Source organism: Pseudomonas tohonis (assembly GCF_012767755.2).
GTDB lineage: Bacteria > Pseudomonadota > Gammaproteobacteria > Pseudomonadales > Pseudomonadaceae > Metapseudomonas > Metapseudomonas tohonis.
On the sequence record NZ_AP023189.1, the window covers coordinates 1,080,783 to 1,101,881 of the forward strand.

22 protein-coding genes and 2 pseudogenes are annotated in these 21,099 nt (G+C 57.9%); 10 read left to right on the plus strand and 14 right to left on the minus strand.

Translation table 11 applies throughout. The features are described from left to right. Positions 1-68: 68 nt before the first annotated feature. The 5 genes from HSX14_RS05025 to HSX14_RS05045 form a co-directional block, all read right to left on the minus strand. Entirely contained in the window at positions 69-548 is a 480-nt protein-coding gene (locus HSX14_RS05025; protein ID WP_111261483.1) for an Lrp/AsnC family transcriptional regulator, read from the minus strand. A 366-nt stretch (positions 549-914) separates the two neighbouring features. After that, positions 915-1,334 (minus strand): MAPEG family protein, encoded by a 420-nt coding sequence (locus tag HSX14_RS05030; protein ID WP_173178502.1) that lies wholly within the window; start codon positions 1,332-1,334, stop codon positions 915-917. A gap of 98 nt (positions 1,335-1,432) precedes the next feature. After that, a complete protein-coding gene (locus HSX14_RS05035) occupies positions 1,433-2,326 on the minus strand; it encodes a cation diffusion facilitator family transporter (RefSeq protein WP_173178503.1) in 894 nt (297 codons plus the stop codon). Then, positions 2,323-2,826, minus strand: coding sequence for a DinB family protein (locus HSX14_RS05040; RefSeq protein WP_228723542.1), 504 nt, complete (start codon positions 2,824-2,826; stop codon positions 2,323-2,325). The genes HSX14_RS05035 and HSX14_RS05040 overlap by 4 nt, the downstream gene beginning before the upstream one ends. Then, positions 2,826-3,245, minus strand: a complete 420-nt coding sequence (locus tag HSX14_RS05045) for a polyribonucleotide nucleotidyltransferase (RefSeq protein WP_173178504.1) — start codon at positions 3,243-3,245, stop codon at positions 2,826-2,828. The genes HSX14_RS05040 and HSX14_RS05045 overlap by 1 nt, the downstream gene beginning before the upstream one ends. Positions 3,246-3,374: 129 nt before the next feature. Between HSX14_RS05045 and HSX14_RS05050 the strand changes: the two are divergent. Then, positions 3,375-3,755: pseudogene (locus HSX14_RS05050) on the plus strand (DEAD/DEAH box helicase); the annotation flags it as partial. A gap of 281 nt (positions 3,756-4,036) precedes the next feature. After that, positions 4,037-4,358 (plus strand): annotated as a pseudogene (locus HSX14_RS31120) (type I restriction endonuclease subunit R); the annotation flags it as partial. A 31-nt stretch (positions 4,359-4,389) separates the two neighbouring features. Here HSX14_RS31120 and HSX14_RS05060 read toward each other — a convergent pair. Beyond that, the gene (locus HSX14_RS05060) at positions 4,390-4,611 is read right to left on the minus strand and encodes a helix-turn-helix domain-containing protein (protein WP_173178507.1); all 222 of its coding nucleotides are present in this window, start codon (positions 4,609-4,611) and stop codon (positions 4,390-4,392) included. Between the two features lie 101 nt (positions 4,612-4,712). On the opposite strand from HSX14_RS05060, the gene HSX14_RS05065 reads away from it, so the two are divergent. The 3 genes from HSX14_RS05065 to HSX14_RS05075 all read left to right on the plus strand — a co-directional run bounded on the left by HSX14_RS05065 (position 4,713) and on the right by HSX14_RS05075 (position 7,068). Beyond that, positions 4,713-5,303: a hypothetical protein gene (locus HSX14_RS05065; RefSeq protein ID WP_173178518.1), complete on the plus strand. Its 591-nt coding sequence runs from the start codon at positions 4,713-4,715 to the stop codon at positions 5,301-5,303. Then, positions 5,300-6,700 carry a DEAD/DEAH box helicase gene (locus HSX14_RS05070; RefSeq protein ID WP_173178508.1) on the plus strand — a complete coding sequence of 467 codons (1,401 nt, stop codon included), beginning with the start codon at positions 5,300-5,302 and terminating at the stop codon, positions 6,698-6,700. The genes HSX14_RS05065 and HSX14_RS05070 overlap by 4 nt, the downstream gene beginning before the upstream one ends. A 71-nt stretch (positions 6,701-6,771) precedes the next feature. Then, the gene (locus HSX14_RS05075) at positions 6,772-7,068 is read left to right on the plus strand and encodes a hypothetical protein (protein WP_173178519.1); all 297 of its coding nucleotides are present in this window, start codon (positions 6,772-6,774) and stop codon (positions 7,066-7,068) included. Between the two features lie 458 nt (positions 7,069-7,526). On the opposite strand, the gene HSX14_RS05080 is transcribed toward HSX14_RS05075, so the two are convergent. Continuing rightward, positions 7,527-7,949, minus strand: a complete 423-nt coding sequence (locus HSX14_RS05080) for a hypothetical protein (protein ID WP_173178509.1) — start codon at positions 7,947-7,949, stop codon at positions 7,527-7,529. A 291-nt stretch (positions 7,950-8,240) separates the two neighbouring features. Between HSX14_RS05080 and HSX14_RS05085 the strand changes: the two genes are divergently transcribed. Beyond that, entirely contained in the window at positions 8,241-8,801 is a 561-nt protein-coding gene (locus HSX14_RS05085; protein WP_173178510.1) for a DUF6088 family protein, read from the plus strand. A gap of 75 nt (positions 8,802-8,876) precedes the next feature. Here HSX14_RS05085 and HSX14_RS05090 read toward each other — a convergent pair whose 3' ends face one another. From HSX14_RS05090 to HSX14_RS05105, 4 genes are all read right to left on the minus strand, one after another. Continuing rightward, entirely contained in the window at positions 8,877-9,263 is a 387-nt protein-coding gene (locus tag HSX14_RS05090; protein WP_173178511.1) for an antitoxin Xre/MbcA/ParS toxin-binding domain-containing protein, read from the minus strand. Positions 9,264-9,634: 371 nt separating this feature from the next. Continuing rightward, on the minus strand, positions 9,635-11,242 hold the full coding sequence (locus HSX14_RS05095) for a GMC family oxidoreductase (RefSeq protein WP_011544397.1): 1,608 nt from the start codon (positions 11,240-11,242) through the stop codon (positions 9,635-9,637). 87 nt (positions 11,243-11,329) lie between these two features. Beyond that, positions 11,330-12,127 carry a 2-keto-4-pentenoate hydratase gene (locus HSX14_RS05100; protein WP_199148737.1) on the minus strand — a complete coding sequence of 266 codons (798 nt, stop codon included), beginning with the start codon at positions 12,125-12,127 and terminating at the stop codon, positions 11,330-11,332. Positions 12,128-12,135: 8 nt separating this feature from the next. Further along, positions 12,136-13,032, minus strand: a complete 897-nt coding sequence (locus tag HSX14_RS05105) for a TauD/TfdA dioxygenase family protein (RefSeq protein WP_011544399.1) — start codon at positions 13,030-13,032, stop codon at positions 12,136-12,138. 123 nt (positions 13,033-13,155) lie between these two features. Between HSX14_RS05105 and HSX14_RS05110 the strand changes: the two genes are divergently transcribed. Then, positions 13,156-14,184: an AraC family transcriptional regulator gene (locus HSX14_RS05110; protein ID WP_011544400.1), complete on the plus strand. Its 1,029-nt coding sequence runs from the start codon at positions 13,156-13,158 to the stop codon at positions 14,182-14,184. A 316-nt stretch (positions 14,185-14,500) separates the two neighbouring features. Here the strand turns inward: HSX14_RS05110 and HSX14_RS05115 are convergent, their stop codons facing one another. Both HSX14_RS05115 and HSX14_RS05120 read right to left on the minus strand, forming a co-directional pair. Further along, positions 14,501-15,127: a hypothetical protein gene (locus HSX14_RS05115; protein ID WP_024014382.1), complete on the minus strand. Its 627-nt coding sequence runs from the start codon at positions 15,125-15,127 to the stop codon at positions 14,501-14,503. Beyond that, a complete protein-coding gene (locus tag HSX14_RS05120) occupies positions 15,114-16,169 on the minus strand; it encodes an ImmA/IrrE family metallo-endopeptidase (protein WP_160328544.1) in 1,056 nt (351 codons plus the stop codon). Before HSX14_RS05120 ends, HSX14_RS05115 begins: the two co-directional genes overlap by 14 nt. A 491-nt stretch (positions 16,170-16,660) precedes the next feature. Here HSX14_RS05120 and HSX14_RS05125 point away from each other — a divergent pair, with 491 nt between their 5' ends. Next, positions 16,661-17,239 (plus strand): sce7726 family protein, encoded by a 579-nt coding sequence (locus HSX14_RS05125; protein ID WP_024014379.1) that lies wholly within the window; start codon positions 16,661-16,663, stop codon positions 17,237-17,239. On the opposite strand, the gene HSX14_RS05130 is transcribed toward HSX14_RS05125, so the two are convergent. Further along, on the minus strand, positions 17,236-18,252 hold the full coding sequence (locus tag HSX14_RS05130; RefSeq protein ID WP_071542629.1) for a beta family protein: 1,017 nt from the start codon (positions 18,250-18,252) through the stop codon (positions 17,236-17,238). The two genes, HSX14_RS05125 and HSX14_RS05130, sit on opposite strands and share 4 nt — an antisense overlap. Positions 18,253-18,590: 338 nt before the next feature. Between HSX14_RS05130 and HSX14_RS05135 the strand changes: the two genes are divergently transcribed. Together HSX14_RS05135 and HSX14_RS05140 are read left to right on the plus strand one after the other, a co-directional pair. Beyond that, on the plus strand, positions 18,591-19,295 hold the full coding sequence (locus HSX14_RS05135) for a response regulator transcription factor (RefSeq protein WP_196644563.1): 705 nt from the start codon (positions 18,591-18,593) through the stop codon (positions 19,293-19,295). After that, on the plus strand, positions 19,292-21,097 hold the full coding sequence (locus HSX14_RS05140) for a sensor histidine kinase (RefSeq protein ID WP_173178512.1): 1,806 nt from the start codon (positions 19,292-19,294) through the stop codon (positions 21,095-21,097). The genes HSX14_RS05135 and HSX14_RS05140 overlap by 4 nt, the downstream gene beginning before the upstream one ends. Positions 21,098-21,099 lie beyond the last annotated feature (2 nt).

Sequence of the window (21,099 nt, forward strand, 5' to 3'; positions counted from 1 at the left end):
ACGCGGGGCACAGCAAAGGTGCGGCGATTATACGCCGCGCCCAGGGCCTCGCCACTACCACCTCCGTATTAGCCGCGCAGATGGGTCAGCGGCAGCTCCGTGGTGCTCAGCACCTGATTGAGCACGAAGCTCGAACGCACGCTGGTGACGCCTTCGATGCGGGTCAGCTGGCCCAGCAGGAACTGCTGGTAGTGGTCCATGTCCGGCACCACCACCTTGAGCTGGTAGTCCGCCTCCATGCCGGTGACCAGGCAGCACTCCAGCACCTCCGGGCACTGGCCGATCACCGACTGGAAATGTTCGAAGCGCTCGGGGGTGTGGCGATCCATGCCGATCAGCACATAGGCGGTCAGGCTCAGCCCCAGCTTCTTGCGGTCGAGCAGCGCCACCTGGCGCACGATGTAGCCGTCGTCCTCCAGCTGCTTCACCCGCCGCGAGCAGGGCGAAGGCGACAGGCCGATGCGCTCGGCCAGCTCCTGGTTGGAGATGCGCGCATCGCGTTGCAGTTCGGCGAGGATCTTCAGGTCGTAGCGGTCGAGTCTTTCCATCTTTGCACCTGGATTCCGTGTGTATTGCCAGGAATGATGCTTGATTAGTGAAAAATTGCGCAAGTGGCATTCTGAAGAGCAATCTTTGCAATCATCTGTCGCGCCTGTCGACTTAAGATTGTTTCCAGTTTCACGGCCCGGACAGCATGTCCAACCGACCCGCCCAATCAGGTGCGTCGGCGCCGCCGAACCCACCGGTTCGAGCAGGCCCCCGGGTCCGCGCTGCCCAATCAGGCAGGCGATGAAAGCGGCGATACGATTGCCGGCACCGGACAGATTCCCCGAAGGGGGGCCCGAAATTGGGGCCCCCCTTTTTTATTGCCCGAAAGAAATTGTGATGCCCCTACGGGGCGTTGGTGAGAGGTCTCAGGCCAGATTGGCCAGGCGCAGCAGCCACCAGGCCAGCACCGCCAGCTGCACGAAGAAGCCGGCGAAGCGCAGCCAGACGAACAGTGCGCTGGTACTGATCAGGTGCACCAGGCTCTGGAAGATGCGCGCACCCAGCAGCACCAGGGCCAGCGGGTCGGTGATCGCGGTCTGCGCGGTGGCCAGGGCGAACAGCAGCACCGCCGCCTGCATCGGCAGGTTCTCCAGGCAGTTGGCATGGGCGCGTACCAGGCGCTGGCCGAGAGCCCCGGGCGTGTTGCTGCCGTCGGGGGCGAAGGCGTTGACCTTCATGCGCCCGGCCATGACCAGCAGGCCGCGCTGGTTCACCAGCAGGAAGACCAGCAGCAGGCTCCAGGCGACGAGCCCGAGCAGGGCGATGGCGGTGGGGGATTGCGACATGGAAAGGCTCCTCGAATTGTTGTTGTGGGATGGCGCGCGGCGATTCTAGAGCAATTGCTCTATTTCGCGAAGCCAACCGATGAGGAGGAAAAGGAGCCTCAGTGGCGCGCAGCCTGCACGACCTCGATGGGGTCGGCGTGGACCAGCACCTCGGCCCGTGGGTAGGCCTCGATGATCGCCTGTTCCACACGCACGCAGAGGGCGTGGGCCTGGGACAGCGGCAGCTCGCCGGGCAGCTCCAGGTGCAACTGCACGTACCAGTGGCTGCCGGAGATGCGCGTGCGCAGGTCGTGGACACCCAGCACCCCGGGCACGGCGCAGGCGAGCTGGTGCATGTGCTCGCCCACCTGCGGCGACACTTCCTGGTCCATCAGCACCGCCACGGATTCGCGGGCGATGCTGACGGCGCTCCAGAGTATGTAGAGGGCGATGCCCAGGCCGAAGAAGCCGTCCACGCGTTCCCAACCCTGGCTGGCCAGCGCCAGGGCCACGAGGATGCTGCCGTTGAGCAACAGGTCGGAGCGGTAGTGCAGCGAATCGGCGCGCACCGCCGTGGAGTGGGTGATCTTCACCACATGGTTCTGCAGCGCCAGCAGGGCCAGGGTCAGCACCAGCGACAGGACCATCACCGCGATCCCCAGCCCCTGGGCACCCAGGGGGTGCGGCTGGCGCAGGTGCTCGACGGCCTGCACCCCCACCAGCACGGCACTGGCGCCGATGAACATGGCTTGCGCCAGCCCGGCGAGGGACTCCGCCTTGCCGTGGCCGAAGCGATGGTCATCGTCCGCCGGCTTCAGCGCGAAGCGCACCGCCAGCAGGTTGAGCAGGGACGCGGCGCTGTCCAGCAGCGAGTCGGTGAGCCCCGCCAGCAGGCTGACCGAGCCGCTCAGCCACCAGGCGACGGCCTTGGCCAGCACCAGCGTGAGGGCGACGGACAGCGATGCATTGGTGGCCAGCCGCAGCAGGCGCGCATGCTGCTCGGAAGTGCTCATGGGCGGCTCGGCTGGTAGTAGATGAAGTCCAGTGCCGGGCTTTCCAGCCCCATCGCGGTCATCGCCGCGGTCACCTGGCCCCGGTGGTGGGTGCCATGGTTCACCAGGTGGGTGAGGATCTCGCCATGGGGGCGGCGGAAGGCGTCGCCGCGCATGTTCTGGTACTCCAGCGGCGCGGCCAGGGCGTTGTCGTCCTGCCCGGCCAGCCAGGCGCGCCACAGGCCGATACCCTCGGCCAGCACTGCGGCCAGGGCGGCACGGTCGGGGGCCGCCTCGGCGTCCAGCTTCTCGAAGGGGCGGGGCAGGTGCAGGACCCGCGAGAACCAGATGCGATCCACCACCGCCAGGTGGTTCAGGGTGCCGTGGATGGAACCGAAGTAGAGGCCGCGATCGGCCCGGTAGCGGGTCTCGTCGAGCGACGCGAGGCTCGCCAGCAATTGCCGGTAGGCCCAGCCGTGGTAGGCCAGGAGCCGGTCGAAATGGCTGGCGAGCGCGCTCATCAGGCAGCAGGCTTCAGGCCGTAGGCGGCCAGTTGTTCGGCACTGCCGCTGTGCTGGATCAGGCGCGGGTCGTCCAGCGGCAGGTTGCGGCCGGTTTCACGCTCGATGATCGCCTTCAGGCGGGCGTTGTCGACCTTGCCGTCGGCGTCGATGGCGTCCTTGAGCAGCGACGGGTCGACCTGGGCGGTCTCGTTGTCCGGCAGGTAGATGGCGCCGGTGGCGAAGTCGATGCCGAAGGCGATCAGGCCGGGGATCACGTAGAAGAGGATGCCGACGGCGTTGAGCGCGGCCACCACGGGGTCGATCTTGCCTTCGATCTGGCCGCGGCGGTCAGGGAAGAACAGCGTGCCGCAAGCGGTCAGCTGGGTTAGCAGGGCGGCGGCGACGGCGCCACCGATCAAACGGGAAGACATGCGCATATGCGGCTCCAGGCGGGAAAATGGCGTCACTATACCAAGGCGTTCATTGCAAAACGCACGGCAGTGTTGAGACCACACGAAAGGGCTGGCAGTTCGCCGCTATAATCGCCACCCCGCGTTGGAGCCACCATGAATCCGCTACCCATCGATGCCGTCCTGCCCGCGCTGCGCGAAGCCCTCGCGTGGCGCCATGAAGCGGTGCTCGAAGCGCCGCCCGGCGCCGGCAAGACCACCCGCGTACCCCTGGCGCTGCTGGGCGAGCCCTGGCTCGCCGGGCAGACCATCCTCATGCTCGAACCCCGCCGCCTGGCCGCCCGCGCGGCTGCCGAAAGGCTGGCCGCCGAGCTGGGCGAGAAGGTCGGCGAAACCGTGGGCTATCGCATCCGCCTGGAGTCGAAGGTCGGCCCGCGCACGCGCATCGAGGTAGTGACCGAGGGCATCCTCGCCCGCCGCCTGCAGGACGACCCGGCGCTGGAGGGCGTCGGCCTGGTCATCTTCGACGAATTCCACGTTTTGCTAAATGCGCAGTAAATCACATTTACTTGTCAAAAAAGCTAGCCACGCATCGCCTCAGGCTTTGGTGGCTGCCAGTAGGAGGAGTCGGGTAGGTGCTATTGCGCACTACTCAATCTCCTTGGCAGCAAAGCGCAATGCCGAACGCATCCACTCCCGGATCTTACAGGCCCGTAGCTTCATAAGCTCTTCGCCGATCTGCGCACTAACAATCTTGGGAACCACATTAGCGGACAGCCCTTCTTTACCGATGAAGTAGAGAGCAGTAAGCGCCACACCTATCTGAAGTCATCGAGGCGCTGAACGATATCTTTGACGCTGAGGTGAGTGATGGGGGCCAGTTGCAGTTTCTCACTGGTATCGCCAATCGCATCAGCCGTCAGGAGGATGTGATGGCCCAGGTGAACAACCACTCGGTCGAGCAGGTTATGCACGGCCTGTTCCCCAAACGAGTATTGGATCGCGCTGACCGACCACGAGAAGCTGTCGCTGGAAGTGCTGGATAATGAGACCAAGAGCCGGGCGTTTGCGTTGGTGATTTTGAAGATGCTGACGGCGGCTGGAGGTTTGGGGCATGGTGACAGCGACGCTGCTGTCTGACCTTCTTGAGCGCTGGTTTTACTTGCTCTGGTTAGATTTCAGACGGCTTTGGCAGAAGGCTTGAAGGGTCGCAGGCGAGTTTGCCTGCGATGCGGTAAAGCTTTTCGACGGTGATGTTGACTTCACCACGCTCAATGCGCCCTATGTAGCTTCGGTCGATATCGCACGCTAGCGCCAGTGCATCCTGAGAAATCCGGCAGGCGTTCCTTTGCGCGCGGATGCGTTCCCCTAACGCTATCGCCAACTTATCCATGACCGTCTCAATTCAACTTGAGGCGGAACTATCGTGTGTTTGCGGACGCACAGGCCACGGATTATAATCCTCATTTTCGCGCTATTTCTTCTGGTGCCTCAATGAAATCGGCCTCGTTTATCTTCGACAGGCGTCTGTATGAGTTGCTGCAGGAGCCTGGGCGTACATCGTTTACCACCCGCGAACTGCGCGATGCCTATGCCGCTCGCTTGAGTGGCACACATTTCCGTATCGCCGATGTGCGCCGCTATGTGTATGAGCAGATCCGCCGATTAATGCGCGCAGGCTGGGTTGTGCTGGATAAAGATCGTCGTGTTCGAGGACAGGTCTACCACCTGCAGCCGATTCCGGTACATCTGCAACTGGAGCTGATCGATAACGGTTTTGAGAACAGCTTGATGGCTACCGGAGTGCCCGAGCCAGAGACAGCAGCGCGCGACGTGGAAGCATTACGGCTTAAGTCGTCAGCAAATACAGATTTGCAGTTGGAGGCGCTCCACAAGGAAATCCGCTTGGACTTTCTCACTTCAATGGGCGAGGCGGAGCGATTCAAACTGCTTCTGGACGAGATGCCGCATTTACGGGAAAAGGTTGAAGGCGATTACCTGGAAGCCAGGGATCGCAGTTCTCGCCTCTTGGGGCATCTGCGCGCCCTCGAAAAGACCCTCAAAACGCTCGCAGCTCCACGATGAGCAGGTCGCTTCGTAGCTGGCAGAACAGCTGTATCACCAAGGCGTTAGAGCACTTCACCGTTACACCGCACTTCTTCTGCCAGGCAACGCCAGGGGCTGGCAAGACTCGCATGGCCGCAGAGCTGACCAGCCGACTGCTTGAGCAGGACAGAATCGATTTGGTGCTGTGCTTTGCGCCATCCTGCCAGGTCGTGGAGGGTTTTCGTTCGACCTTTGCGGCTGTGCTAGGCAGGCGTCTCGATGGCCAGATAGGTGCCGTGGGCGCGGCCTATACCTATCAGTCCATGGAACACCGTGATGAGTGCTTCTGGCAGCTTCTTGATGACTACCGGGTGTTCGTGGTCTTCGATGAGATCCACCATTGCGCCGGCCATGATCCGCTGCTCAGCAATGCCTGGGGACAGCAGATACTGCATCGAATACAGGACCGCGCAGCCTTCACGCTTGCGCTATCGGGGACGCCTTGGCGGTCAGACGAGAGGGCTATTGCGCTCGCCCGCTACTCTTCCCCTGAAGGGCGGTTGATCTGCGATTACCGATACAGCCTGAGAGATGCTATTGCTGACGACGTATGCCGGTCTCCCCGCATAGTTCTGATCGACAATCAGAAGGTGAAAATCACTGAAGATCTTGGCGCTGAAAGTAGCGTTAGGTTGTTCCCCAGCATTGCGAAACTCTTGGGTGACTCACCTGTTACCTACGAGGAGCTATTGCGCCATGACGATTTGATCAATCAGCTACTCGACCTTGGATGTAACAAGCTCAATGAGCTCCGCCAGACCAAGCCTGACGCTGCGGGCTTGGTCGTTGCTACAGATATCGAGCATGCATTTCAAATTGCTTACGCTCTCAGCGCAAAGGGTGAAGATTGCCGCATCGTCACAAGCAAAACCCCGGATGCACAGCAGGTGATCGATAGTTTCCGGCAGAGTGTTGGCCGCTGGATCGTTGCTGTAGGAATGATCAGCGAAGGGACCGATATTCCAAGGTTACAGGTGTGCTGCTACCTCAGTCGCATCCGTACTGAGTTGTACTACCGGCAAGTGCTGGGGCGAGTGCTTCGACGCACAGGCGTGTTGGATGATCAGGCATGGCTATTCATGCTGGCGGAAGAGGCATTGCAGAGTTTTGCGGAGCGGATTGCTGATGATCTGCCAGATGACTTGGCAGTGCTTAGCACTGTAAAAGCGCCTGCTCCATGTTCGGACCTTAATGCTGGGGGGCATGAATCCGCCCGCAACGCAGATGAGCATTTTCTGTGCGGTGAGAATCAGGTGAGGGGTAGAGCTAAAACCGGCGTCGCGAGCGTTGTATCACTGAATGGCTTTGCGTCTGAACCAGGCTATCAGATCACTTTTTCCCAGCATTACAGGCAGCAGCTGCTGGCATGTTTCTAAGGCATTGGGGATGGACCTGAGCAATACAGGGTTAGCTTGTAGCCTTTAACGACGGTAGCCGGGAGATGCTTGTGGAGATCAGGACTTCGGCATTGGTGGATGTGGTTGAAGACATCATCTGCGATGTGTGCAGCACAGGAACACGCATTCCTGGATATGGACTGCAATACGGAACGCTGGAGGCGCGATGGGGCTATGGAGCTCAGCATGACGGCGAACACTATAGAGTCCATCTTTGTGAGCCTTGCTTTTTCCGTTTGCTTGGCTTGCTACGCCGGGAGCGTATGGTTAGTCGAATGTTTGAGGATGACGCCCCCTTCACCTTGGATGATTTCGGCATAATCAGTCGGGGAAACTATTTGGAGTGAAGTTGATGGCAGGTATTGCACTGCTCTCGACTGGCTGAGCCTTGCCATTGAAGATTGGAGATAACACTAAACCGCAATGGCGGGATTCCATTCCCAAGCGTGACTGCGTCAATGGCCAGGATAATCGAGGCGCTCAATAGCAGGCAGGAAGGGCAACATCTCCTGAGTCAGGAGCAGATCATTCGCTCCGCTGGTAATGCGCTTTAAGGCTTTCAATTAGCTGCGCTGAGGACAAGATACCCGCACGATACTGACACAGCAGGCCAGCAAGATATGGAGATGGTGCAAGTCCTGACAGCTGTGCTGATGCCATAACATTGTCGAGACGTGCCGCTCTCGAAGCATACAGTTCCTGCATTTTTGACATTGGACCAGATCTCCTGCGAAGCAGAACGGTTAGGCGGTCGATTTCTGGTAGCAGTGAGGCGTACAGCTACCAATACAGCTTGGTATCTGAATCAGACCACGCCCCGACTGCGTGAGTAGCTGAGGTTACTCCCAGAAAGCGCGTCGATCCGCTTGTACGTCTCGAAAATGGACAGAAGGTCGCCCTGCGCCATGATTTCCAGCGGTTTACGACCATTAAAGAAGTCGTTGTAGTTTCCCATGTTCACAAAGCCGTAGACATTCTCAGGGTTTTCGAAGGTGAGCCGCAGGCTGGCATGGCAGTTCAATACAATGCTGGCTCGCTCCAGTTGATCACGGTCGACGCGAACGGCCTTGCCCTGCCGAATACGGCAAACGCGACTGCGTGTGATACGAAGGATGCTGCAAACCTGCTGAGTAGTAGCCTTCCATTGCTCTAAGATTTTAAGCGCAGTGCGCAGAATCAGACTGCCATCGCCAAGCGTAAATGCACGGGGGGTGGATTTTGCGTGCATGGCACTAGCTCCTGAATCTCGGCTTCAAAAATCGTCTTTTGTAGGTAAGCAGTCACTCGATTCTAATGCTGACTGCAGGCCACAGGCAGTGTTCGTTTCGGCTGGCATCAGTAACTATTAGCAGCGGTAATCCGCTCTGCCAGCCCCAAAGGGAGATTGTCATCATGAACAGAGGTGGGCATCGATACCAGGCCTATTCAACCAATCAGCCCCAACGATGACATCTGGAACAATTAATTGCTTAGCGTTGACCATAGTGGCTCGGTATCAGCCCGCATAACTCGGCGGGTTATGCGCCTACCCAAGGGGCAACCTTTTAGCATTAGGAGTTTCAAGGGGGTAGGAACGAAAAACGCCGTATCCAAAGCCATCGCGCGGTTGATCAAGCGCGGAGAACTGGAACGCGTTTATCGCGGAATTTATATGCGGCCGAAGGCTGGTCGCTACTTGGCCAAAGCGCACGCGAATCCCTGGCAATTGATTAGCCTTATTGCAAGAGAAAAGCGCCTTTCATTACAAATCCACGGCGCTGAAGCCGTCAGAAGATTTGGCTTGAGCACACAGGTTCCACTAGTTCAGACCTTTTACACCAACGGAGCTAGCCGATCCGTAGTCATCGGAAAGGGCGAAGTCCGGCTGATGCATGCGCCACCAATGGTTATGCAGCATGCTGGGACGGCAGTGGGATCGGCTATCAGTGCACTTTTTTATTTAGGAAAGGACGGCGCTACTCAGGATTGTTTGCGCGTGATCAAGAATGCCCTAAGCCATGAAGATCTCATGAAGCTGCACAGCAGCAGAATGCCGAAATGGATGCGCATAGCTTTGGATGACCGACGTCTACCGGCCTAAAGTGAGCGACGTGAATCGAGGATTCTATAATTGACTATAAACGCCTATAAAGCTCGTGCTAGAGAGGTCGGCTGCCTATACCGGCAAGCCGTGATCGAGCGCGTGAATCACTTGCAGTACGGCCCTGCGACCAGGCTCAGTAGCAAGCAGATCAATCGGCCGATCGGAGGCTAGCGTCAGAACCGGCGAGGTCAGCCAGCGGAGCGCGCCATCGAGATCACCCTCATGGAGTACCAAGAGTACGTCCAAGGTCTCGACGAGACGACAAAACACCTCGCCTGCCCGTACAGACATCACCGCGTGTCGAAACGAGGTTCCCACCCACCTTGCAACCTGTGTTCGGGGCAGCCCCAATTCATGAGCCAGATCCGCAGCCAGCGTAACCGGAAGTCCGGCCAGCACCGCCTGATGCATCCGGTAATGAGCTTTTGGCAAACCTAGCCGATCGTAGAGCTTTTGCATTAGGGGGGATTACCGTTCTACCCGGGACACTTGGCTGCTATTTACCTGATGAAATCCTAGAACCTGAACAAGACGAAATAGGTCAGTTTTTGGCCGGCAGTTGCCGTCCGCGTAAGTCCGCCTTCGGCCAATAGCTGCCCGTCGTGGTCGTCGGTTTCGGCCGAGGCTGTGTAAAAATACTTTTGAGCAGACGCAGTCGTCGAAATCGACGCAGAAATCACGCCTCTACGAAAATTCTAGCTCTTGGAATGGCCGAACTAGCGCAGATTTAACGTAGGAACCTGACCAACTCCGCGCCGCCGACGCAGAGGTGAAACGCCGAGAGGCAGTAGGGTGGCCCCTCGACTCAAGTCTGTGCAGTTGCTCACCAGCTACTGCGCCTGACGAATCATATCGGCGGCTTTCTCGGCAATCATGATGGTCGGTGCATTGGTGTTGCCGCCAGTCACTGTCGGCATGATCGAGGCGTCCACCACCCGCAACCCCTCAAGCCCGTGTACACGCAATTGCGCATCGACCACGGCCAACGCATCAGAGGCCGGCCCCATCTTGCAGGTACTGGTCGGGTGGTACTGGGTGTCGGCCCGCGCCCGGATATCGGCAATAATGCCTGCCGTGTCATCGCGCTGGACGGGATAGAGCATCTTGCCGCGCCACGGTTGCAGCGGGCTGCTTTGCAGAATGTCCATCTGCAACTGCACACCCTTGACCAACAGCTCGAGGTCGCGTGGATCGGCAAGAAAATTGGGGTCGATCTTCGGTGGCACTCGCGGGTCGGCGCTGGCCAGTTTGACCGTGCCACGGCTGTAGGGGCGCAGCACTTCAACATGGCAGGAAAAGCCGTGCCTGGTGTGCATTTTGCGACCGTGATCATCAACCAGCGCCACCACAAAAACCAGTTGCAAGTCAGGTGCTTGCACCTCGGTTGAGGAGCGTACAAAAGCCCCGGCTTCGGCGATCGAACTAGTGATCATGCCGGTACGCTGCTTGCGCCATTCGAACACCCCCTTGGCCATTTTTATAGCGCCATTCAAGGACAATCCGAAGGTCTGGCTGTCGCTGGCACTGATGTAGCTCTGCACGTGATCGATGTGATCTTGCAGGTTTTCGCCGACGCCAGGCAGGTCGTGTACCACGGGTATGCCCACCGCCTGCAAGTCCTTGGCCGGGCCTATACCCGAGAGCAGGAGCAGCTGCGGCGAACCAAAGGTGCCTGCACTGAGGATGACTTCACGACGCGCCCGGACTTCCTTAGCTTCACTGCCCTGGTAATAGGCAATGCCACAGGCGCGCTTGCCTTGCATGATGATCTTGGCCGACAGCGCATGGGTCTTCACACATAGATTGGGGCGCGACAGGTTAGGCGTCAGATAAGCCTTGGCTGCACTGCAGCGCTCGCCATTTTTCTGCGTTACCTGGTACATGAACGAACCGAATTGATCGACGCCGTTGTAGTCGCGGGTGGTCGGTATGCCATTGAGCACTGCGGCATCGATAAACGCCTTGCTCAGCTCACTTGGCGTGCGCAGTTCGGCAACGTTCAGCGGGCCACCCGCGCCGTGGTATTCGCTGGCGCCGTGGGTCTCGTTGTTTTCCGCACGTTTGAAGTACGGCAACACATCCTCATACGACCAACCAGGATTGCCCAGGCTGGCCCAATGGTCGTAGTCCCAGCGGTTACCGCGCACATAGAGCATGGCGTTGATGGAGCTAGAACCACCCAGCGTCTTGCCACGCGGCTGGTAACGCTTGCGGTTGTCCATGTGCTGCTGCGGGACGGTGTCGAATGCCCAGTTGTTGTAAGAGGTTGCCACCATGCCAACGAAGCCGGCCGGGGCGTGAATCAACACGCTCTTATCCGGCCCGCCGGATTCCAGCAAACAGACAGACACACTGGGGTCTTCGCTCAGGCGACTGGCCAATACACAGCCTGCCGAACCGGCACCGACAATGACGTAATCAAACTCTTCGTACTGCATTCTGATGGCTCTCGCTTCTTGTACTTTTTATGGCGGATTTCAATCAGCGCCGCTTCTAATGGGCCGTTGTGCCCGATGCGTGGTTCTCTAGGCTGTGGTGCCTGCGAATGAGCACTCCACTGCGCCGTGCTCGCCCATCACCATGCGCACGTGATCGCCAGGACCGACGTCGAGCATCGGCGCCAGCGCTCCGGTCAACAGCACATCTCCGGCACGTAATGGCTGGCCGCGCCGGGCCAGCTTGCGCACCAGCCAAAGGCCGGTGGCGAGGCAGTCATGCAGCGCTACGCTGGTGTCGAGCAGCACCGGCTGGGCATTTTTATGCAGGCTGATCAGCAGGTTTGGCGTAGGCAGTTGCGCCAGCGGCACGGGCTGATCACCCAACACATAAAGCCCGGATGAAATGTTGTCAGCGACCGCATCCATCAAGGTCAACTGCCAGCCGATGATGGCCGAGTCGTTGATTTCCAGTGCCGGCACCGCACCCGCAATACAGGCCAGAAACTGCTCATGGCTGATCTCGCCAGCCGGCAGATCGTGGCCGAGCACCAATGCCAGCTCGATCTCGACTTTCGGTTGCAGCAGGCGCTCCCAGGCGATGGCTTCACCTGAGAGGCACGCCGTGTCCGCGAACAGCCGCCCATACACCGGCTCGTCGACCTTGAGCGCTGCACGCAGGGCCGCCGAGGTCAGCCCAGCCTTGGCCCCGCAAAGACGGCGGCCTTGAGCCAACGCCTGCTGCATGCCAGCGGCTTGCACGGCATAGGCTTCATCCAGGTTGGCCAGGGCGAAAGTTTCGCTAACCCGTGGCACGGGATGCCGCTCGAGCCGTGCCGTTGCCAGGCAGTGGGCCGCGCCGAGCAGGCGCGGTTCGGTAATTGCCACCGGCGCACTCATCGGCTGGGTACTTCGCCGATCACGGTGGTGCGGAACATTTCGCGCCGCATGCCGTGGTAGTCGGCCACTGGCATATGCCAGGTGCTGCGGTTATCCCAGATCGCCAGGGTTCCCTGACGCCAGCGCATACGGCAAGTGAAGGCTTCCGAGGTGGCCAGTTTGAACAGGTAGTCAAGCAGTGGACGCGACTCTTCCGTACGCAGGCCTTTGATGCCTGTGGTGTAGGCCGGGTTGATGAACAACACCTTTTTCCCGGTTTCCGGGTGGCGGGTTACCAACGGGTGGCTGCGCTCGTCAGCCGAGGTATCGCTACCGTAGTTGATCGCCATGTTTTCCAGCAGCGCGTTGTGCTTGGCGTTAACGCCATAGGCCATTTCCGGGCTGTGCACCGCGTCGAGGTTTTCCAGCAGCGCTTGCATCCCAGGCGATAGCCACTCATACGCCAGGGCCAGATTGGCGTAGCAGGTATCGCCGCCATAGGGAGGAATGTCGTGCCCATAGAGCAGGGTGAATGCTGGCGGGCGCTCCTGAAAGGTCCAGTCGGTATGCCAAGCACCACCGAATACGAAGGGTGCTTTTTCGGAGGCTTCCTTGACCACGTGTACCACGTGCGGATGATCGGCCATGCAGGTCACATAGGGTTCGCGGCCAAACTCACCGAGGTGCTGGGTAACCCGCTCCAGGTCAGCAACGCTCAGGGCCTGGTCGCGGATGAAGATCACCTTGTGGGCGAGCAGCGCCTGGCGCAACTCGGCAAAGCCCTCGTCGCTCAGACGCGTCAGATCAAGATTTTCGACGTCCGCACCGATGGCGCCGGTGGTCGGGGTTACACGAATGTGACTGTAACTGGCAGCACGGTTATGGCTAGGCAGGGTGTAGATGAACTCGCTCATGGCTCGCACTCTTTTGTTGTTGGAGTGCTTACAGAATGCGTGGCGGCTGCTAGGCTAGCCATGATTATTACAGCCAAAAAATGATAATTACCGCCAAGACTATTTTGAATGGAGGGTTGCCCGGTGGACTGGCGCCAAAACCGTGCCCTGACGGGCGTACGTTACCTGCTAGAAACCGCCCAGGCCGAAGGGGTGGAGGCCGCGAGCTGCCTGATAGGCAGCGCCATCTCCAGCGAAACACTGCAGCAGCGCAACGCGCAGATCGAGGCCTGGCAAGAGCTGGCGGTAATCCGCAACTTGCTCGAACACGCCGGCCGACCGGGCCTGGGATTCGCTGCCGGGCAGCGCTATCACCTGACGTCACTGGGCTTGCTCGGTTTCACCATGCTCGCCAGTCGCACGCTGGGAGAGGCGTTTGCCACCTTCAGCCGTTTTCAACTGTTAGCGCTGACGCTGTGCCCGGCGCGAATCGAAGTGGAGCGACGCGGTAGCTGGTTACTGTTCGATGCCAGCGTACTGCCGCAGGATGCTCGCGCCTTTGTTATCGAGCGCGGACTCTCCGCGTGCCTGGGCGTGGCGTGCGAGTTACTGCAGCGCCCCCTTGCCCCCCTGGCTATCGAGATGACCAGCAGCGCACCTGCGGATCTCGCCGCGTTGCAGGGGGAATTTGCCTATCCGGTGCAGTTCGAGGCCGGGCGCAACGGCATCCTGTTTTCCAATGCCGACCTGACCTTCACCCTGCCGCAGGCGCACATCAGTGCCCACAGTGAGGGCGAGCAACTGTGTGAGCGGCTATGTACCGAGATCTCCCACAGCCTGGTCAAGGCGCCCACCGCGCGTTTGGTGCAACAGGTGTTGATCCGCGACTCGGCCACGCTGCTCAGCAGCCGGATGGTGGCCCAGCGCCTGGGCCTTTCCGAGCGCACCTTGTTGCGCCGTTTGGCGAGTGAAGGTCACTCGTTCCAACAGCTCAACGAGCAAATCAAGCAGCGTTTGGCCGAGCGCCTGCTGAGCGACTCGCGTCTGGACCTTACCAGCATCGCCCAACGTCTAGGCTACGCCGAGGCGGCCAGTTTTTCGCGGGCATTCAGTCGCTGGACTAACAGTCCGCCCGGAAAGTGGCGCTGCCATGCGCACCTGCGCGAAGCTTAGCGATCCATGTACAGTCGACAAACAGTTAACGTCCGCTTGGGGTCCAGGCTGTGTGAAAACGTTTTAGAGCGAGTTTGGCAGTCAGAATCGCAATCAAAATCGCGTTCCTACGCAAAGTTCAGGTCTGGCTGACCAACCAAACGCTGGCAGATTTTACGTAGCAACGCAGACTTCAAAACGACGCATGCGTTTTCACCCAGCCTGGGTCGGAAACAGCCCTTGGTGAGCGACCGCTATTGGCCGATTTCTGCCCTTCATGACCGGCAGCTGTCGGCCAGCCGGGTGCGCTCTAAAGCGTCCAGGGAATTGGGGGCTTTCAGTACGGGAGCAGGTATTTACCCTGCGAGATCGACTGAAGGTGATTCATATAGCTGTTGAGTCCTTCGAGGACCTCTCCGATTTTGTTTGGGTTAGCTCTACCAAAAATTACGCTGAGGGCCACGTTCACGTCGGGTCTCGCCCGAATCCTTTGCGAAACCAGGTCGAAACCCGAACGCTGCACAATCAAATAAATTGCTTCCTCAAGGGTAATGATCTTTTCCCAGAGGCTATCTACGATGGGTACTTCTGATATCTCAGAGAGGGCGATAAGGGCTCGTTTATCGCCGGTGATGAGGGCGTCGTCTTCGTCTTGGCTTACGGCCGCAAACAAGATCGCTTCTCCGCTGTCGATATCCGGCCGATTTAGCTCGAGGATCGTATTAGCCGAGTCGGTGACTACTTGGACCTCTGTCGCAGCCTCGACGAGCCGCTGAGCCGTCACAACAGCGTCTTGTGATCCCAATTTCTTTAGGGCGGCGTCGGGTTTGTTAAGCCTGAGCTGAAAACGAAGCTGTGGAAGTATCGCGAAGTCGCTGAGCGGGCACTCAAGAGCGAGCGCAAGCTCGTCTAGAAGCAAGTACTGACAAAGGGACTTGGCTGCGTCGCTATCAAGTAGGTACACGTGTGACTGACCCGAAGCCTTGGATAGCTAGCACGTGCTCCCGATTCTCGTCGCTAAGAGCTCCGAGATCGGTACTTTGCATGAACCACTGATTAAGCACCTCGATCGCCCCTCTGGGGTCTGCGATATAACCCAAGGCCTGATTTGCTCGGGCCCAATCGTCATTCTCTCTGGCGTAGGAAAGAATTAGGTGGCCGGGGTCGACTCCAAGTTGTTCTCCAGCTATGACAGCATTCGAGGCTAGTACTGCTGCGGAGTCTGGTCGTCCGATAGCTTTAAGCACGTTTGTATGCCCGTTCCTCAAAAGTGCGAGAGCGAAAGAGTCAGCCTCTTTCTCCTCCGCATCCTTCCTGGTGGCGTCACTCCCGGCCAAGGCATCGGTGACTTCGGCAATGTCCTCGTCTATGAGAACACCATTTTCACCGACGTGGCCGCATACGATATGAGCGAGTTCATGTGCTAGGACGAACAACTGTCGAGCGTGCTGGGGGCTATTAAATCCTAAAACAATTGCGGGTCTGCCTTGAACGCTAACGGCCATACCTGTCATCCGCTTCGACGTTTTGGGCAAATCCTTGAGAAACAACACAGGAATGCCCTGAGCCCAGCAAAGCGCCAGAAGCCCTTCAAAACCTACGCTATTCGTACCCGAGATCTGGCGAACTAGGTGCCCGATATAATTCGGGTCAGGGGGTAAGGGGCTGTATGGGGCTCCGGCACTGAAAATTGAAAGTCGAGCCAACGCCATGCCAAGGCTGGCCGCTATGTTTAGCGCCCCTTCCTCTGTACCTCTTCTTCGCTTGAATCGAGCGTTGGGCGTAGCCGCGTCGATTGCAAGACTGCCGTCTTGGGCAAAATTTACAACCAAGCCCAAGCGTTGCTTAAGCAACAGTGCAAATTGGAAGGCTCCAGCGCTGGTCTTGAAGAGGCTGTGATCCCACCAATCGGGCAATAGTCTCTCAACATAAGGGCGCGGATATCCTGCAGCCTTAAGACTTTCGAAGGCGGACTTCACTGTTATTGGAGTCGTTGCGTCATGCATAGCACCCTCCCATAACATTAGATTCCAGCATCATTTTCACATGCAGGCCCTTCGGTGGGCAAAGAGCAGTTCAGCAAGGCGACGAGCGTGCTCCTCACTGCCATCCCACACGTTTGCCAAACTATCCATCAAGACATCTGAAGTCCGAGGGTCAGGCAATTCCAGCTCTAGCGAGATTTTTGCATAAATGCATAATTCCCGGTGAGTCTTTGTAACCCGCTTCGGCTTGCCAAAAAGGTTGCGGTGAATCTGTGGCTGGCCTAATCCAGAGGCATTCGCTATTGAGGTGCTCGTCCTTTGTCCGTGGGACGCAAAGAAAGCGAGGAGCTCTGCGACGATTTTGGTTTTGCTTTTCATGCATTTCATAAAGTATAAAATAGCATAAATGCATGGTTTTGGTGGTCGGTGGCATTACCCAAGCCACCCATCGCCGTATGAGATAAACTGACTAGCTGTCCGGCAGGACGCCGGCGGCCATCGAGAATTGGATAATGCGCGAAGCGGAGATCAAACGAGCACTCACTCACTACTTGGATACCTCGTTGGGTATCCACCCTGGCTTGTTCCTGGAGGAGCTACAGCTTAGTGGCGGTGAGGTTCGTGCAGACCTTGTCCACATCTACGATATGCATTGCTATGAGATTAAGAGTGAGGCCGACTCCTTGAAGCGCCTTATCGGTCAAGGATCCCGTTACGCTCGAGTTTTTGATCGCATCACGTTAGTGACTGCGGAATGCCATCTGAAAAACGCGCTTCCCTTGTTGCCGCCGTGGTGGGGGATCATCCTTGTCCCTGAGGTGCCTGAGGCGGGGTTTAAGCATGTTCGGGCCGCAAGACCTAATAAGCGCCACGAACCTGAGGTGCTTGCCTCCCTACTCAAGCGAGACGAGGCGCTTCACCTCTTGACCGAAATGGGTAAGGTTCGAGGCTGGAAGAGCAAGAGCCTATATCTCATTCAGGCATATATCGCAGAGCTGCTCACACTTCCCGAGCTCAAGAACAATGTTCGGGACTACCTCCTCAAACGGGTCGAGGAAGCTACACCTCAATTTTCAGCCTGCCCGGCCTAGTACTGTTCCTTAATCACCGTCGCAAGGTGATGACACCAACCTTCAGTGAAGTGGAAGAGGCCTGCATTCTTCTTTTTGATTGCCGGATTCGCTCGATCTGCAATTAATTCGTCCCCATAGGAATACTCTCGGCCTTTGAAGGAGGCTGCATGCACGGTCACCATCAAAGTCGAGATAGCAACTGAATGCTCTGACTTGCTTCCGTCAGCTCGCAACACCAACCAGTCAAGGTTCCTTGCATAGCGAATGGCAACACGGCCGCCGCGGCGAGTTAGTGTCTCCTCAGTCCAGCGCGGAGATATCGTCCCATAGTCTGAATATCCGAGAAGCAGTCCGGGAGCGTTGGTATTCAGCGCGGCCCATAGAGACCAGTCTCGGCGTGGCAAGTTAGCTACCGTTTTTACGGCCGCAAGACTCTCGGGGAACGCACCTGATGCCACATGAATTTGGGAAAACCCTGCGTTCTTGAACGCCGCCATCATGCCTGTAAAGGCGGGTACCTCTGCGGCTTCCCAAGCGGGAGTAACACCTAGATCGACCATAAGATGAATACGGTTGCCAGGCCTTGATAGTACCTGTGCGGCCATCATCGTCTGGGTGTAGTGCTCAGCATTAACTGTTAATCCACTGATACGTAAGCGTAGGAAAATCTCAGGGAAGGATTGCACTAGACCAAGTAGCGCAGGGCGTAGCAGAGGGGCATCTAACGGATTGATAACTGGAAGAGTTGGAAAGCCGTTAGCTTTTGCGATCTGAAGGAACGCCTCAAATTCTAAAGGACGAATGCCAACGAGCCGCCCTTCGGGATTCGCATAATCTACCAATGCAGGGGCTCCCCAAGCTGTTTGGAAATTCCCTACCAGGCTGCTGTGTTGATTCGAGTGACGGACCTCGATGCAGGGGCGAACGTAGGGCTTAACGTCTCCCCGAGTCTGAAGCAGAGCTCTCTGCTCCCAGGACTGCCACTTAATGATCGGAATGTAGTAAGGGTGGTTGGGGAATCTAAGTGCCATATGCCTTCCTTGGGATCGCGTAGTGGTCCAATCGCTTTTATCACGAAGGGTGGCACTTTGAAATCACCGCAGATAGGTTGAGATCCAATTGCTATTCCGGCTCTAGCATTTGACTTAGCGTCGGGATCTTGCTGGCGCTGCTTAGCGTTCATCATTGATGGCGTCTGGTCAATTTGACGTAGTTAAGGCGCTTTCAGCAAGTTCCGCTTCTGGCCGCTCTCTGCCGGCCGTGACAGGAAGATGCGGGAAAAAAGCAGACATTATGCTTTTCATAGAGCATCTTCAGGCATCTGATAGGATCAACCAAATACCTACAATAATACTGGTCGTTTAACTTCATGAACGCGATGCACAGTTCTGACAATGTCACTTTTTCGGCACCTCCTATCAGCGTGGCAATTGCCGACGATAGCTACCTTATTCGCGAGGGCTTGTCGCAGATTCTTGCCCAGTCTCCAAGAGTTCGTGTAGTCGGGCTTTATGCTGACCCAACCGCGCTGCTTGCAGCGGTAGAAGCAAATCCACCACAGGTTGTCATGACAGACATCCGCATGCCGCCTACGCAAACGGATGAGGGCATGCGAGTAGCAGAACATCTGCGCCAGAGCCATCCGGATATAGGCGTAATCGTGCTGAGCCAACATGGCAGCTCACAGTATGCAACCGAGCTACTGGAGAAAGGGGCATCTGGGCGTGGATACCTGTTAAAGGATCGTATTCACGACCTCGATCATCTGGTGTCTACCATTCATGCGGTTGCAACTGGTGAGTGTCGAATTGATACGCAACTAATTGAATCCCTGCTGTCGCGCAAGCACCAGCGCTCCCCCTTAGAAGAGCTAACACCACGCCAGCGGGAAATCATGGCCGACCTTGCGACAGGTAAGAGCAACCTTGCCATTGCGCGCGACAGGGGAGTAACCCAGCGGGCGGTGGAAAAACATATAAGCGAGATTTTCGGCCGCCTTGGCTTGGCCAACGACGAAAGCATCAGCCGCCGGGTACAAGCGACGCTGCTTTATTTATCACGTAACGGCCAATGAAAAGCCTAAAACCCTGGCTCGCTATCCTCGGTGGAGGCACGGTAACCATAGTTACCGGGATCATGGCGACAGGCGCGGGCTCGACACGAATAATCGACGCCTTGATGGCCGGCGTTGGCGTGATGTTGGTTTCCGGCGTGGCGATGACCGTGCGCGCCCGCTACCCACAACGCCCGCTCTGGATATTGCTCGGAATGCTCGCTGTAGCTTACGCGCTTCATCCCCTAATTTATTCGACCAATGATCTGCTCTATACGATTGGCAGAACCGTTCGCCCCTGTGCTGAAGCGCTGCTGGTGTGGGTGGTGCTGACCTTCCCGACTGGGCGCATCACCGACCGACGTGAGGGTATGCTGATTGGCGCAGCTATCGCTGCTATTGCCTTGCTATGGCTACCCAGCGTGATGCTGACTCCGCACGTGCCGCGCTTCGGCCCACTGCCCTCCTGCACTGACGTGTGCCAGGACAATTTACTGTTTATTGCCGACCACCCTACCTGGTCCAACCTCCTGCTGAATGCCTTTCGCATCGTCAACACAGGCATCCTGATCGCGACCAGCCTGTACTTGCTACAGCGACTGCGACAGGCCTCCACACTGATGCGTCGCTCGCTCGCCCCCGTACTACTCGCCTCTGTCGCCCGCACGCTATGCATGGCGTTTTTCCTGACAACCGGGACTGGCTTGTTGTTGCTTACCTTTACCTTCTGGGCCGTTCCGTTAGCTATTGCCTTGGGCTTGCTGCGCAGCCGGCTCTACACCGCCCAAGCGCTACATCGGTTAGTGACCGGATTAAGGCGCCGGCCGAACCTGCAAGGCCTGAAAACCATGATGGCGAATGCTCTGGATGACCCATCACTGGAGCTAGGTATTTGGGAGCCAAACACTGGGCGCTGGATTAACTCATCCCAACAAGTCGTGCCGTTACCCGAACCAAGTGCCAAGGAGCAAGCCGTACGCGTACTGCATGACCTCAATGACCAACCTAGCGCAATCCTGATTCATAACCGCGCCTTGTTGGAAGAGCCGATGTTGCTGGAGGCAGTTGTTAGCTCGATCCATAACGCCATCGTCAATTGGCAATTCGAATCTGCCTTGGCCGGTGCCCATGCCCATTCTGAAACTGTCGCGGAAGAGGAGCGCCGCCGGCTTGAACAAGACCTACACGATGGTGCACAGCAACGCTTACTCGCGCTGCGTATGAAGATCAGCGTGACCAGACGCCTGGTCGATAGCGATCCGAGCCGAGCGGATGCACTGCTAGTGGAAATGGCAACGGACATTGATGCCGCCATCACCGAACTGCGTACGCTGGCACATGGCCTTACTCCGCCACTACTGGCTGAGCGAGGACTGGCAGCAGCCTTGGGAGAGGCCGCCAATAATGCGGGCTTGCCAGTAGTCACGGACTTTCAAGCACCGAGACGCGAAAGCCCGCTCGCCGAACGAGCAATTTACTTCTGCTGTGTCGAAGCCCTACAGAACGCAGCTAAACATGCAGGAGCAGGGGCAACGGCGAAAGTTACATTGCGCCAAGAACGGGATGGGATTTCGTTCGCTGTGGTGGACAGCGGCTGCAGCAACAGGCACCCGCTGAATCTCAATGAAGGCCAAGGGATCGCCAGCATGCGCTCGCGCATGCTGGCGATAGGAGGAGAGCTCGAAATCAGCATCTCCTCAACAGGTGGTTTGAGCGTCGTCGGGCGAATCCCCTGCGCGAAGGACAATGTCCAGGGGATGGCGAAAAATAGCGCGCTACAGCTGCTTCCGAAGCACCATAAGCGAGCCTCTAACATGTCCTAAAG

What these genes read in the sequence shown, in the direction of transcription:
- HSX14_RS05080 (WP_173178509.1), bottom strand. Translation starts at nt 7,949, where the DNA reads ATGCACGCAAAATCCACCCCCCGTGCATTTACGCTTGGCGATGGCAGT.
- HSX14_RS05045 (WP_173178504.1), bottom strand. Translation starts at nt 3,245, where the DNA reads ATGCGCATGTCTTCCCGTTTGATCGGTGGCGCCGTCGCCGCCGCCCTG.
- HSX14_RS05060 (WP_173178507.1), bottom strand. Translation starts at nt 4,611, where the DNA reads ATGGATAAGTTGGCGATAGCGTTAGGGGAACGCATCCGCGCGCAAAGG.
- HSX14_RS05065 (WP_173178518.1), top strand. Translation starts at nt 4,713, where the DNA reads ATGAAATCGGCCTCGTTTATCTTCGACAGGCGTCTGTATGAGTTGCTG.
- HSX14_RS05025 (WP_111261483.1), bottom strand. Translation starts at nt 548, where the DNA reads ATGGAAAGACTCGACCGCTACGACCTGAAGATCCTCGCCGAACTGCAA.
- HSX14_RS05085 (WP_173178510.1), top strand. Translation starts at nt 8,241, where the DNA reads ATGCGCCTACCCAAGGGGCAACCTTTTAGCATTAGGAGTTTCAAGGGG.
- HSX14_RS05125 (WP_024014379.1), top strand. Translation starts at nt 16,661, where the DNA reads ATGCGCGAAGCGGAGATCAAACGAGCACTCACTCACTACTTGGATACC.
- HSX14_RS05030 (WP_173178502.1), bottom strand. Translation starts at nt 1,334, where the DNA reads ATGTCGCAATCCCCCACCGCCATCGCCCTGCTCGGGCTCGTCGCCTGG.
- HSX14_RS05130 (WP_071542629.1), bottom strand. Translation starts at nt 18,252, where the DNA reads ATGGCACTTAGATTCCCCAACCACCCTTACTACATTCCGATCATTAAG.
- HSX14_RS05135 (WP_196644563.1), top strand. Translation starts at nt 18,591, where the DNA reads ATGAACGCGATGCACAGTTCTGACAATGTCACTTTTTCGGCACCTCCT.
- HSX14_RS05140 (WP_173178512.1), top strand. Translation starts at nt 19,292, where the DNA reads ATGAAAAGCCTAAAACCCTGGCTCGCTATCCTCGGTGGAGGCACGGTA.
- HSX14_RS05105 (WP_011544399.1), bottom strand. Translation starts at nt 13,032, where the DNA reads ATGAGCGAGTTCATCTACACCCTGCCTAGCCATAACCGTGCTGCCAGT.
- HSX14_RS05095 (WP_011544397.1), bottom strand. Translation starts at nt 11,242, where the DNA reads ATGCAGTACGAAGAGTTTGATTACGTCATTGTCGGTGCCGGTTCGGCA.
- HSX14_RS05035 (WP_173178503.1), bottom strand. Translation starts at nt 2,326, where the DNA reads ATGAGCACTTCCGAGCAGCATGCGCGCCTGCTGCGGCTGGCCACCAAT.
- HSX14_RS05070 (WP_173178508.1), top strand. Translation starts at nt 5,300, where the DNA reads ATGAGCAGGTCGCTTCGTAGCTGGCAGAACAGCTGTATCACCAAGGCG.
- HSX14_RS05120 (WP_160328544.1), bottom strand. Translation starts at nt 16,169, where the DNA reads ATGCATGACGCAACGACTCCAATAACAGTGAAGTCCGCCTTCGAAAGT.
- HSX14_RS05040 (WP_228723542.1), bottom strand. Translation starts at nt 2,826, where the DNA reads ATGAGCGCGCTCGCCAGCCATTTCGACCGGCTCCTGGCCTACCACGGC.
- HSX14_RS05090 (WP_173178511.1), bottom strand. Translation starts at nt 9,263, where the DNA reads ATGCAAAAGCTCTACGATCGGCTAGGTTTGCCAAAAGCTCATTACCGG.